Source organism: Bacteroidota bacterium (genome assembly GCA_016711505.1).
GTDB lineage: Bacteria > Bacteroidota > Bacteroidia > AKYH767-A > 2013-40CM-41-45 > JADKIH01.
The window spans coordinates 23,924-38,378 of record JADJSV010000004.1 but is presented as its reverse complement, the minus strand read 5'-3'; the positions used below and the strand labels follow the sequence as shown (position 1 = coordinate 38,378).

Below are 14,455 nucleotides of genomic sequence, written 5' to 3'. Positions count from 1 at the left end.
GACTGATAAAAGTATTTATAGTAGAGGATGATCACTTCTTAGGGAGTCTGATCAAAAAAACTTTGGAAAAACTCGACAACTGTGAAGTTACACATTTCATGTCGCCGCAGGATTGTTTAAGCAACTTACACTTGAATCCCGATATCGTTTCAATTGACTACATGCTTCCGGGTATGAATGGAATTGAACTGATGGAAAAAATAAAAAATTACAACGACAATATTCAATGTGTCATGGTATCAGGTCAGGAGAAGATCGATGTCGTAATTGATACGTATAGAAAAGGTGCATCTGATTACATCATAAAAAATGATAACGCTTTAGTGAATCTGGAAAATTCTGTAAAGACACTTTGTAAGAATGTGTATTTGAAACAGGAGAATGATGCTTTGAAAGAAATCGTAATCGACCGGAATAAATACAATAATATTTTAGGAAATAGCAGCCCTGTATTGAAAGTTTTGCGTTTAATTCAAAAGGTTGAAAAGAGCAATATCATGGTTTTAGTAACCGGTCAAAGTGGAACGGGAAAAGAACTGGTGTCGCGTGCAATTCATTATAATTCACAACGGGCAAGAAAACCTTTCGTAACAGTAAATATGGGTGCAATCCCGGAAGACCTTATCGAAAGTGAATTGTTTGGTCATGAGAAAGGTGCATTTACAGATGCCCGCGATCGCAGAATAGGAAAATTTGAAGAAGCGAATGAAGGAACTATCTTCCTTGATGAGATCGGCGAAATGGATATGATGATGCAGACAAAACTATTGCGTGTACTGCAGGAAAAAGAAGTAACGCGTATAGGAAGTAATAAATCAATTAAACTTGACGTCCGCGTGATTGCGGCAACCAATAAAAATCTTGTTCAGGAAGTTAAAGAAGGCCGGTTCAGAGAAGATCTTTTTTACAGGCTTCAAGGATTTCTGATTCACCTGCCTACTCTATTGGAAAGAGGTGATGATGTTGTTTTACTATCAAAAAACTTCCTTGCCGATTTCTGCAAAGAGAATAGAATGCCAAACATTCAATTAAGCAAAGAAGCAACAAAATTTCTACTTGAATACAAATGGCCCGGTAACATCCGCGAATTGAAAGCAGTTATCGAAAGAGCAGCCATCATGTCTGAAAACAATACAATTCTTCCCGAAGATCTTGTCTTCGTGAATTCATAAAAATAAACGATTAAGGAAACTACCCACGGAACTGAGCCTACTCAGTTCCGTTTTTTTTTGCCCTAAATCTTCCAAGCTCTCCCACTCCACTTTTCACTTTTCACTTTTCACTTTTCACTTTTCACTTTTCCCCCCTTCACTTTTCAATTATTCAAACAATTTCTTACAGTTGTAATAACCCCTTCCCTTACCAACTGACTTTTGTCGCATGAAATCGTAAATCGATACAACCAAAAAACACATCAAAAGTGAAACCAGCAAAGAACAAGCAAAAACCGGAATTGAAGCCGCGATTAGCGCTACGGATATCGATGAAAACAGTACTGATGATCAGTACAGGAATTCTAACAATGACGGCGCTGGGGCTTGTTATAGTAAATCTATCGAACCCTTCCAGTTCTCAGGCAAAAGCGAATGAGACCATCGAAGTAGTAAAGGTCTCAGACCAGGATTTTACGAATGAAACAAGTCTGGAAAATCCGGTAATAATTCAGGAAAAGATCAACGGCGAACACACAATTCTCATTCGTGAGAAGAAAGTTGTTAATGCACAATAAACAGAAACCATGGAGAAAGCATTAAAACTAACGCACAAAGGACTAAAACAAATCAATTTGTCTAAAACCTTACAGTCTATAATTGCCGGGATATTTATTCTTGCTTTTATTCTTCCTGCATCTGTGTTTGCAGGATCAAAAATATCAATCGGTTCAGGAAACTGGAACAATCCGGCGATATGGAACCCTTCAGGGATTCCGGGTGCAGGCGATAATGTCACAATTGCCAATGCTTCCATAATTACAATTCCGGCAGATGCAGCATGTCAGAACCTGACGGTATTTTCTACCGGGCAATTGACACTAGGACAAAACATCAGAATAGCAATTGGCGGAAACATAGTTATTGACGGAAGGATGAACATGAATAAAGGAATGATAACAGTTGGTTCTATCGGCCGGTCATTCAAGATAAGCTCAGGCGGAACATTCATCTGGGATCCCGCTATCAATACATCTGCTGAAGCAACTCTGTTTACAAGTTGCGTTGAGAATTTTGCAACAGGTAGTAATCTGATAATAAAGAACTGGTTCAACTATACAACTCCTCTTGGTGATAAGATCACAGGAAATTTTGGAAATCTTGAAATAAATTCTCCGGGCGGAAATAATTCTATAGTTGAATGGAATCAGAATAATCAATTTGAAAATCACAGAGTGACCGGCACATTAACAATTGACCAAGGCTGGGTCACACTTGACAAATCGGGTTCAATCACAAATACTTCAATTGGAAATATAGTATTGAAAAATGCAAATTCAATTTTCTATGGACACAATGGAACGCATGCATCTTCATTCAATCTGACAACAGGCAACATCACAAACAATGGCGGTGTATTTTATGGTCTCAATGACGGAAATGGAAATATAACTGTTCAGGTAACAGGAAATTTTTTCAATACAGGAAATGTAAAGATCATTAACAACTCCGGAATTCCTAATGTCAGTAATGGAAATGCGACTTTAAACATTACAGGAAGTTTTACACAAAATACAGGCGATACACGAATAGTATACAATATTGCTACACTCAACTCAGGAACATTCACATCAACAATTGGTGACCTGAATCTGAATGGAGGAATATTCATGGGACAGACTGCTTGTCACACAGCTGGTGCTACAGGAAACTTTAGCGTGACCCGTAATTTCAAGATCAATTTTCAAAATGCAAATGATAAATTCAGAGGAACTTCTCTTTCGAGTATTTCCGGAATACAGAATAATCTAAGGTTAAAATTAAATGTTGGCGGCGATTTTGTCGTAACTGGAATTCAAAGTGCTGAAGTGACCAGTTCTGCATCATCAGGAAATGAAGAATTATCTATCAATGGAAACTTTGAAATAAACGGATGCACAAATAGTTTTAATTATGGTGCATTGGTTGCATCACATAACACTCAACTAAATGTGCAGGGCATTTTAAAAATGAATGGTGGATCATTATCACTTTCAAAAAATAACGGCTCTGTTTCAGCATCGATTGACAGCGTAAGAATCAACGGCGGAATTTTATCCGTTAAAAACAATCAGGGAACCGGTATAATAGAAGTTATAAGAGAATTTAACCAAAGCGGTGGTGAGTTTTTATTTCATAATAATCAGACATCTGTCAATACAGAAAATATTTCAGTAGCTGTACGAGGTGCTTTCATTCAATCAGGCGGAATAATTAACCTGGAAAATAACAGTCAGAATACTTCATCGGTCAATAGTTTAAAATTTGCAGGATCATTGGTTAGTTTTTCCGGTTCAGGAAAAATTACCCGAAGCGGAAACGGTAATACAAATTCATTTGGTGAGATCAGTTATGAATCTCCGAGATTTCAGGCATATTCAAGAACAGGAACAACAAGTTCAATTGAAAACATAATTCAAAAAATTCAGCCGGGAAGTAAGGTCATGGTAAATAACTGCAATTTCCTGTTGGCTTCAAATAATCAATCAGGTATAAACATGTTGCAGGTCAAAAGTAATGCAACATTAGCTCTGAATAAAGGACAAATAATCTCGAATCAACAATATGGATTTTCCAAACTGAATGTCGATTCCGGTGGAACAATATCAACAACTAATCCTACTGGTTTCTGTGATCAATCAAACAGAGCTGCTATTGATGTTACAGGAAATTTAAGTTACGAATTACATCCATATAGCATTATTGAATACACAGGATCTGAAAATATTTCTGTTACAGGATTAGCAATTGTAAGCAGCAATGAAAGTTCGAAATATGGAATTTTGAAAATCAATTTGCAAGGAACAAATACAAAAGCAAGTCTTTCAGGAGATAATGTAATAGTCAGAACTAAACTGGATCTTCAGTCAGGAGCATTAAAATTAAATGCAAAAACGATTACGATTGAAAATGGTCTGCCTACGGCAATCAGGAGAACAAAAGGTTATATCATCAGTGAAGGCACGACTCCAATTAATAACAGCCAGGTTTGCTGGCAAAATCTGACATCGGGAAGTCATGAAATTCCATTTGGGGTTTCAGAAAATAAATATATTCCGGTGCAATTCACTGTCACTACCGGATTAGGAAAAACGATCACGGTTAGTACCCGGTCGACAAATTCGCCCAACACTCCCTACCCTGCTCTGGATATGACATTTCCGGGAGGACCTCCGTTCGCTTCTGAACATGTTGTTGATCGCTGGTGGTCATTTACCGGTACCGGAATCAAGGCTAACATCACACTTACATATCTGGGTACAGAAAATACTCTGGAATCAGGAATGGCAGTGGGCCCATTGAATATTATACAATGGACAGGTAGTGGCTGGAATATTACAACTGCCACTGCAACGGGTTCAAAACAATCCACAGGAACAATTGCTATAGAAAATTCCGTACTCTATCAAGACTGGACGATTGCATCAGTAGAAGTAGCGTCAATTCAATTAAATGCAAAATTAGTTGACGATATGGTTTCGGTTGACTGGCATATTCAATCAGAACAAGGAATTGATAAATTCATTGTAGAAAGAAGTGCTGATGGAATAAACTTTAATCAGATTGATGAAATCAGGGCTTCATTTGATAATAAAATCAGAGATTATACTTACGATGACATTTCCTACACAGGAACAGAATCATATTATCGTTTAAAACAAATTGCTCCTGACGGGTCTTTTATCTATTCAAAGGTTGCTAAAGTAACTCCGAAAAGTAATTCAAAGAATCTTTCTATCAACTCCGTTTCTCCAAATCCATTTAGCAATGAAATGAGAATTAATTTAAGTTCAGGAGTGAGCCAGAAAACAACAATTCAACTGATCAGCAGCGATGGAAAAACAAAATTCCAGAAAGACTATCAATCTGATTCCGGTGAAAATAAAATTGAGATAACAAATCTTGATGCACTTGAGCCGGGAACATACATCTTAATAATTGAGAGTGCCAATGACCGTATCACGAAAAAGGTGATTAAAAATTAACATCCAAGATCCGATAAAATGAAAAACAGACAGCGCCAAAAACAAAAGAACAAGCTCAGAGCAAGATTACTTCTTGTAGCAGGGAGTGTTTCATTTGTTCTTACAATTACAGCAGGAATAATGGTATACTTGAATGTTAACAATGTCAGTAAAACACGCGCTACTGCAACCGGAGGTGAAGGAAGCGGAGCAAGTCTTGGCAATGGAGATATACTGACGGAGTTTACCTGGGAGAAAGATCCGGTTACAGCAGCAACATTAGGACCTGATGCGATCAATGTAAGTAAAGATGCGCATTCAATGTCAGGCGGTCGTTCATCAACAGGTGGTTTATCTGCCGGAGCAAATGGAAAGGACATTGATCTCGAAATTGAAGGAACAGAATTATGGAATCAGGAAGGAATTGACATAAGTATTGACTACAGCAGAAATGAAAAAAGTGGTTCATTTTTTTCAAGAGAAAATGGGTTTAACTTTGGAATGGAAAATGGTTTTATAAGTATTGCATACAGACTGGAAAATAAGCGAGGCGGAATTGAATCCTTCAAGGCGAAAACAGAATACGAAATTCCTGTCGACATGAACTTCCGTACTTACAGGTTCATTTATAATCCCGCTAAAGGAAAAGCCGAGATCTTTGTTAACAGTGTGATCGTATGGTCAAATCAGCATGCACCAAACACACCACTTTCATGGAAGAATGCAGGAAAGGTAACAATTGCAAAAGGCATGAATGGTGATGGAAAAGATATTGCTATCATCGACAATCTCATTGTGAGAACTGCAGGAAATACAGCACCATTAGCTGAATCACTTTTAAATTTTATGCTTGAAGAAAAAGATGGCGGGATAAAGATCCATTGGTCAACTTCTGTCAATGATAAAATAAAGTCATTCACGATCGAACGTTCGATTAATGGAGTTGATTTTATGAATGTTGCAAGCGTCCCTGTTAATCCGGATATGAAAGAAACTGAAGAATATACTTATACAGATAAAACGAAAGCGACAACAGGAATTGTCTACTACAGACTTCGCCAGACGTTTATAAATGGAAAATTTATTTCGCATTCATTAGCTGCTATAAAAATGCAGAACGAAGTGAATCTTGCAATTGAAAAGATCAATCCTTTGCCATTTGACAAATCATTTGATGTTTCCTATTTTCTTCCAAAGTCAGGAAAGGTATGGATACAGATCTGTGACGAATCCGGAAAAATTCTTGATACCCAATCATTCGATGCTCCAAAGGGAAAAAATGTACATGTTTACAAAAATGAAAAGATCAGAGAAAGCGGATCGTATACTATCAACCTGATATTCGACAATAAAAAAGTAACAAGATCAATTATCAAGATCTGATAAAACATTAAAATACAAAAAAGCCCGGTTCAAATGAACCGGGCTTTTTTTTGTCTCCTACTCTATTGTCTTCTCAGATCAATATAAGATGTCATCTGAATAGTTGTATTCCTTATCACCAGAACTATGAAATAAGTTCCTTCCGGAAGGAATTCATTTGAATTATTTTGTCCAACCCATTCGTTAGCATAATTTTCTTTTTGATAAACAAGATTTCCCCAACGGTTATAGATCGTCAGGACATTATCCGGATATCTTTCAATACCATGAATTACCAGCTGATCATTTTTTCCATCATCATTTGGAGTAATTCCTGTTGGGATATCAAGTTCGCATTCTGCATCTGTATTTCTTCTTACTATTAAAGAATCAGTACCGAAACATGAACCATCAGTTATCGTCCATAAAAGAACATTGTTACCTAATGTTAGACCCGAAACTGTTGTTGTTGGTGACGTTACATCAGAGAAATTCGCACTTCCAGTTACAACTGACCATTGACCATTATAAGGTGAATTCAAAGATGCATTTAATATGAATGATTCTTCGCAATCACTTATATTCAATCCCGCATCTGAAACGATCTCATTCGGTTCAACGATTGTAGCTGTTGAATTTGTTGTACACAGATTCTGATCAGTGATAACAACCGAGTATGTACCCGGACTAAGGTTTACAAGAATTGAATCTGATGAAATATTTGGTGTCCACGCATATGAGTAAGTACCAGTACCACCGGCTACCTGAGCATCAGCAATTCCATTATTGTCACCGAAGCAGGTTACATTTGTTGCAGCAAGATTCAGAGTCAATTGTGGTGGTTCATTAATTGTAACAGTCAATGCAAGTGAACAATTTACAGCATCAACTATGTTCATCGTATAAACACCTGCGATAAGATTGTTCGTTGATAAACCGATATCTCCATTTGACCAGGTATAGGTAAGAGGACCAATCCCTCCTGTTGCACTATTCACGGAGGCTGAACCATTATTTCCTCCGAAACAAGTTACATCACTTGAAGCAGCGATTGTAGAATTGATTGAGGTTCCCTGAACAATATTAACAGAATCGATCAGAGTACAACCGACACTATCCGTTACCTGCACACTTACGTAACCACCCGATAAACTATCAGCAAAAATTCCGGTATCACCATTAGACCAGTTGAATTGATAAGAACCTGTTCCGCCGGTTACAGTAACAGTTGCAGAACCATTATTTGCACCATTACAAAATGCATTGTTAACAGCGTATGTAAAGTTGAATGCATTTGGTTCAGAGATCGTAATGTTACCTGTAGAAATACAATTATTGGAATCAGTTACCTGGATAGTATAACTTCCGGCTGCCAGACTATCGGCAGTGAAAGTAGTATCACCATTAGACCACAGATAAACGAATGGCGCAACACCTCCTGTTAAAGTTGCTGTTGCAGTTCCTTCACTGGTACCAAAGCAAGTGTTATTTACGAATGAATTTATAGAGACAACAGCTTGTGAACTTGCAGTTACACTGATAACATCATTGAATGTACATCCTAAACTATCAGTCACAGTTATAAAGTATAATTGTGCCGGCAAATTAGTCGCAGTTGAAGTAGTTTGTGAACCTGTCCATAAATAAGTATAAGGCAACACTCCACCCGTCGGAAGTGCTGTTGCTGTTCCATTATCCAGACCGCAGGTTGTAGGCGTACTTGAAACTGTAGCATCCAATTCTAATGGCTCTGTCAGTGTGAATGCAGCTGAATCAACACAACCATTAGCGTCCATTACATTGACCTGATAATTTCCGGCGCCTATATTATTAAGATCTTCTGTTGTATCGCTGGAAGTCCAGATATAATCATACGGACCTACTCCACCTGTCATCGTAACATCTATAGATCCAGTATTTGTGCCGAAACAATTTATATTATAACTGCCAAATCCTGAAAGGACAGAATTGAAACCAATCGGAGGCGGACCAGAAATTATAAAGAACGTATCCAGTGAACATCCGTTACCGTCGAGTATCATAATGTTCAAAGTATCGGCACCAAGATCGCAACGGGTAGGTACAGTTAAAGTGTCGACACCATCCCAGACAAAAGTGAATGGAGAATTTCCTCCTATCATGTTCAAAGTGATACAAGCGGATGTATCACCGAAACAAGGAATAGCAAATCCATTGAAGTCAGGTAGTACAGCTGCGAGTGCAATCGAATCCGGTTCAAGGATATCTACTGAATCCTGAACGATACAGCCATTGCTATCGGTAACAGTCAGCAAATATGTTCCTGTCGATAATCCGACTGCAGAATCTGCTACATCACCATTAGACCATAAATATTGATAAGGTGAAACACCACCAATTACTGTGGAGTGAACTCCACCATCGTTATAACCAAAACACCGCACATTTGTACCACCAACGAATGTGTCAGGAAGTAAAGTTAAATTGAGCAGAAGCGGTTCAGACAAAACGATAGAAGTATCTTTTCTACAACCACGACCATCAAGAATTGTGAGATCATAATTTCCTGCAGTAAGTCCGGTGATACTGTCTGTAGTTTGTGAACTCGACCAGGTGTAAGTAAAGTTATTATCACCTCCGAATGGAAATACTTCAATACTTCCATTTGAACCACCATTACAACTGATATTATACCCTTGATAATCTGAAACAATTGCAGGAACAATTATAGAATCAGGATTGGCCATTGTAAAATTAAGACTGTCCTGACAATTATTAACATCTTCTACTATCACATAAAAAGAACCTGAAGTAAGACCGCCGATGGAATCAGTTGTTTGCCCTGTATTCCATGCATAAGTATAAGGTGGTGTACTTCCTGAAAGATTAATTTTTATGTAGCCGGAAGAATCGCCAAAACAAAGTGGGTCTTCTATGTCAGATAAATGCAGGAATGGCGGTGGTTGAGTAAGAGTTGTATCTTTTTCAATTGAACAACCATTTGAATCCACAACCCGTACGGTGACTTTATCTGCAACAAGATCAGTAATGCTTAAAGTAGTATCTCCAGTCGACCATACATAAGTGAAAGGTGGTGTCCCACCAAAAACTGTGACAGTTGCTGAACCGCTTGAATCGCCGAAGCAACGAAGGTTAACGGCTCCAATGAAGGTAGATGGCAGGATCAAAGGTACAAGCGTATCAGGTTCAGTAATAGTTACCGTATCGATTCGAGTGCAACCATTAAGATCTGTTATAGTCAATGAATAAAATCCTGCCGGAATTAAGTAAGCACTATCATTCGTACTAATGTTTGGAGTCCATGCATAAGAATAAGCCGGTGATCCACCTGCTACGTTTGCAATTATAAATCCGCTGGACTCGCCCTTACATGCGACATTACGGATGTTTGGTGTGTTTGCCAAAACAGCAGGTTGAGTAATGGTATCCGTCAGGATCTGAACACAGCCATTATCATCGGTTACAGTAACTGTATAAGTTCCGGCTCCGACATTTATGATTGAATCAACTGTTGCTCCATTCGACCATGAATAAGTATAAGGGAAAGTACCACCGGTAACAGTTACTTTGGCTTGTCCGGTAGTTTGTCCGAAGCAAGCTATATCTGTACCGCCCGGTGTTGTTGCATAATTCACGAATGAAGAAGCTAATGCACTTGGAGCAGTAATAATAATTGTCGAATCAAAAGAACAGTTATTTCCATCTACGATTGTCACCTGATAAGTTCCTGCGATCAATGAATCGGCAACAGTTCCGGTATCACCGTTAGACCATGTAATAGCATACGGCAAAGTTCCACCTGTAGGACTAACAGAAGCTGTTCCATCGGCACCACCAAAACAATTTACATTAGAAGTCACAACTGATGATGCAGGAATTCCTAATACGACAGGTGGTTGTGTAATAATCTGGCTAATCAGAAAAACACAATTATTTGCATCACGGATTGTGTCAGTATAATTTCCTGGTCCCAGGTTTGTGATAGCTGCAGTAGTTGCACCGTTTGACCAATGATGTGTATAAGGTCCGGTACCGCCTGAAGGAACGATAGTCATACTCCCGTTTGCGTTGTTACGGCAAGTAACATTATCGAATTGCGAAACTGTTGCACCAACTGCAGTTGGCTGTGAGATCAGAACAGATTGCTGACTTGTACATCCATTCAGATCAGTAGCTGTTACGGTATAATTTACAGGTCCAAGCCCAGTTGCTGTTGCAGTGGTTTGTCCGCTTGGTGACCATGAATAGGTATACGGAGAAACACCACCTGTAGTAGTGGCAGTAGCTGTTCCATTCGATGCACCAAAGCAAGTAACATTTGTTGATCCTGAAATTGAAGCCGAAACAGTTGTAGCTGGTTGAGTAAGTGTAGTCGATGCCGAATTCGTACATCCGCTTACATCAGTTACAGTCACAGAATATGTATTTGCTGCAAGTCCTGTTGCTGTTTGTGTTGTTTGTCCGGAAGGATTCCATAAGTAAGTATATGGTGCAGTGCCTCCGCCACCTGTGGCTGTAATTGCACCGGTTGCAGCACCGTTACAAGCTACATTAAAACCGGAAAAAGTCGGACTGGAGACTGATGCAGTTATCACAGGAACATTTATTACAAATGAATAAGTCTGCGATCCGGCGTAAGGACAAGCATTATCACGAACAATTACGATGAAGGTATAAGGTTGTGCGCGCGCATCCGCTAAGGTTGGAGTCCAGTTGAAAGTACCTACCGGTAATTTTGCTCCGACAGTATTAAAAGTAGCGGTTGTAATAGAATTATTCCATTCCATTACAACTGTATCCGCCGGATTTGGATCTCCTGAATTTACAGTGAAATTAATAGTTGAACCCGGACATACAGTAGCAGTAAAGTTTCCTGTACCATTTATACCGGTAGAAGTTGGAAGAAAATTCGGATTACAGATTCTTGTCAGGAATTGCATATCACGAATTGCACTACCGATTAATACACCATTTCGATATTCTCTGACTATGATTGCGCACACACCGATTTCACCATTAACAGTTGGGAACATAGTAATATCACCATTCGACGAATTCAGGGCGACAGCCGGACTTGAAGTGAGCGGACTGGTGCTGGAGAATCCGGGATTAAAAGTAACAGATCCAATAGTATTTGTTGAAGTATTAAATGTTTTAGGAGTGATGAAAGAATAAACCAAAGAGTCCCCATCCGGATCAAAAACTCCATGGTTATAAGTGAAACTTTGATTGACACAGATCAGTGCAACAGGAATATTAGTAAACTGAGCAGAGTTATTGTGTGGTGCCAATACGTTATTTAAAGTTGCGTCAATGTACATGTTGTCTGCACACGGATTATTCAAAGTTGTGATCGCGCAATTTCTGCAACATACAAAGAAGCTTATTACCCAGTCAGTACATTGCTGAGGGAGTGTTACGTTATTAGAGTAAACGTAGCGTTGATAGCCTGCATTTACTGAGCCTGAACTTGTACATTTTGTAACGACAGTTCGACAAGGGAAAGTAATTTCCTGCCCGGTTCCGGCTTCCAGATTCAAAGTGTAATTTTGATTTCTTGAACACGAAGTTGATTTAGCATTCAATGTAATTGTTGCAGGAGCAGCAACACCTTCACAATCTCTGTAAAAAGAGACTGTAACTTTAAAAGTGTTGCCACTTACCCATGTGTATTGAAGATCGGCTCCGGATGAGTGTGTAGCAGAAGCCTGAAAAGAAGAAAGTGTTGTAAATAAGACGACAACGACAACGACCAACCGGGAAATAAAGCGTCTGTAAAATGTAGTTTTTTGAATCATGAATGTGTGAGTTAAAAGACGGAACTGTCCATTTATAATAAGTCGGAAAGTTCATAAAACTTAAGCCTTATCTGCCTCACATTAGATTAATCATTTAAACACACTTTTCAACATTTTTCTCTCTGATAAAGACCACTTTTTGGGCAAAAAAAAAGACCGGACAGGCCGGTCTTTTTCACATTGAATGCTTTTTTATTTAGCAATTGATACAACTTTAAATTCAGTTCTCCGGTTGGCCTGATGTTCTTCTTCTGAACAAGCAACATTATTTGCGCAACGGTTCACCAATTGAGTTTCTCCATAGCCTTTAGCTGTTATTCTGGACTGTTTGACACCTTTGGAAACAATATAGCTTACAGCTGCCTCTGCACGTTTTTGTGAAAGGGTTGCATTGTATTTATCATCGGCACGTGAATCTGTATGTGAGCCTAGTTCAATACTGATTGCAGGATTTTCTTCCATAATCTGAACAAGGTTATTCAATTCGATTGCAGCATCAGGACGTATATCCCATTTATCAAGGTCATAATAGATGTTTTTCAAAACAATTGGTTTGTCAACTATGATCCGCTCCAATTCGAGTTTCAGTTTAACAAACATGTTTTCACTTCTGATCTTGCCTATCGTAGTTACAGGCTCTGTGTTTGTGAAATAACCGTCTTTTGTTCCCACAACATTATAAGATGTTTCAGGATTTAATTTGAAATAGAATTTACCGTCAGGGCCGGTTATAACACTTTCTTTTTTATTTGTAATGGTATTTGTTAATTCAACCGTTACACCTGCTACAGGCTCCTGTGTAGTTTTGTCTACAGCAATTCCTTCTAATGAGAAACGAAGATCGTTGATCGTAAATGTATACAGGTTATCCTGCATTGTATTTTTAGCATTCCTGTTACTCGAAAGAATTCCGGCAGTACCGCTGTCATTCAATGCAACTCCAAAATCATCGAAACTTGTGTTAAGAGGGTAACCCATATTGCGGGCTTCTTTCCAAGAATTCTGATCTTTTCCACTATAGAAAATATCCAGTCCGCCCATATTGTAATGGCCTTCAGAACTGAAATAGAGAATGGAATCTTTCCAGATCATTGGAAACATTTCGTTATAAGGAGTATTAATATTTGGTCCAAGATTTACAGGTTTGCTCCATGTGTTATTCATTCTTTCAACCATGTAAATATCCGTTCCGCCTAATCCGCCCGGCATGTCACTTACAAAGTACATCTTTGTTCCATCACCATTCAACGTCGGGTGACCGGTACTGTATTCTTTACTGTTATATTCAAATTCAGTGATGCCTGTCCATGAAGTGTCTTTTTTAATTACCCTGTAAATTTTAAGGTCGACAACATCTTCTGATGATTTCTGCACTTTCTTTTTCACATAGTTATTTCTTGTAAAATACATAGTGTCGCCTTTCGAGCTGAAAGTTGCGGGGCCATCATGATAGATCCCATTAATTTCTCCAATAGGAGTTGGATTTGCAAAACCGCTTTCCAGATTTCCTTTTGAGTAATACATTTCAAGAAACGGACGACCTGTCCATGCATAATTTTTAGCTTTTGCATTTCTGTCGCTGGTAAAAGCAATTCCTTCTTTGTACCAAACCGGGCTGAAATTACTTTGTCCGGAATTTAATGATGATGACTGTATTGAATATTTTGCAGAATCTTTTTGCCAGATCTCAATACTGTCACAGCTGGATTTTAATTTTGCAACTGCCTGATCATTTGGATTTGCCTGCAGGTACAATTCAAAATAAGAACGGGCAACAACATATTTTCCGCTTCTCATCAGTAGCTGACCATAACGTAATTTATGGATTGGTTCAGCTTCAGGAAGCAATACAACTTTTGCATACTCCTCCTCTGCTTTCTGCAGATTATTCATCTTCCTGTAGCTTTCAGCAAGTTTGATTCGCGCAGCTGCATTCTCTTTTTTGCTAAGGCCCTTCTGATACTCTTCTATGGCCATGCTATAAGCAAGATCTTTATAAAATCGGTTTCCCTGTCTGAGATGATAACTTGCACAACCGCTTAGTAGAAAAGCAGCAGCAATAATGGCAACAGAAAATATTTTTTTGGTCATTCGTAGTGGTTTTTACAAGCTTTGTTAATGCAATTTGTGGTATACAAAT

General features: G+C 38.5%; 6 protein-coding genes. 4 read left to right on the top strand and 2 right to left on the bottom strand.

Going from position 1 to position 14,455, the window contains the following annotated elements; translation table 11 throughout:
- Positions 1–2 precede the first annotated feature (2 nt).
- From IPL24_08250 to IPL24_08235, 4 genes are all read left to right on the top strand, one after another.
- Entirely contained in the window at positions 3–1,172 is a 1,170-nt protein-coding gene (locus tag IPL24_08250) for a sigma-54-dependent Fis family transcriptional regulator (GenBank protein MBK8363669.1), read from the top strand.
- 248 nt (positions 1,173–1,420) lie between these two features.
- Positions 1,421–1,729 carry a hypothetical protein gene (locus tag IPL24_08245; protein ID MBK8363668.1) on the top strand — a complete coding sequence of 103 codons (309 nt, stop codon included), beginning with the start codon at positions 1,421–1,423 and terminating at the stop codon, positions 1,727–1,729.
- A 9-nt stretch (positions 1,730–1,738) separates the two neighbouring features.
- Positions 1,739–5,176: a T9SS type A sorting domain-containing protein gene (locus tag IPL24_08240; GenBank protein MBK8363667.1), complete on the top strand. Its 3,438-nt coding sequence runs from the start codon at positions 1,739–1,741 to the stop codon at positions 5,174–5,176.
- Positions 5,177–5,194: 18 nt separating this feature from the next.
- A complete protein-coding gene (locus IPL24_08235; protein MBK8363666.1) occupies positions 5,195–6,538 on the top strand; it encodes a hypothetical protein in 1,344 nt (447 codons plus the stop codon).
- A gap of 62 nt (positions 6,539–6,600) precedes the next feature.
- On the opposite strand, the gene IPL24_08230 is transcribed toward IPL24_08235, so the two are convergent.
- Positions 6,601–12,315 carry a gliding motility-associated C-terminal domain-containing protein gene (locus tag IPL24_08230; protein ID MBK8363665.1) on the bottom strand — a complete coding sequence of 1,905 codons (5,715 nt, stop codon included), beginning with the start codon at positions 12,313–12,315 and terminating at the stop codon, positions 6,601–6,603.
- Positions 12,316–12,507: 192 nt separating this feature from the next.
- Positions 12,508–14,406: an OmpA family protein gene (locus IPL24_08225; GenBank protein ID MBK8363664.1), complete on the bottom strand. Its 1,899-nt coding sequence runs from the start codon at positions 14,404–14,406 to the stop codon at positions 12,508–12,510.
- Between the last annotated feature and the right edge of the window lie 49 nt (positions 14,407–14,455).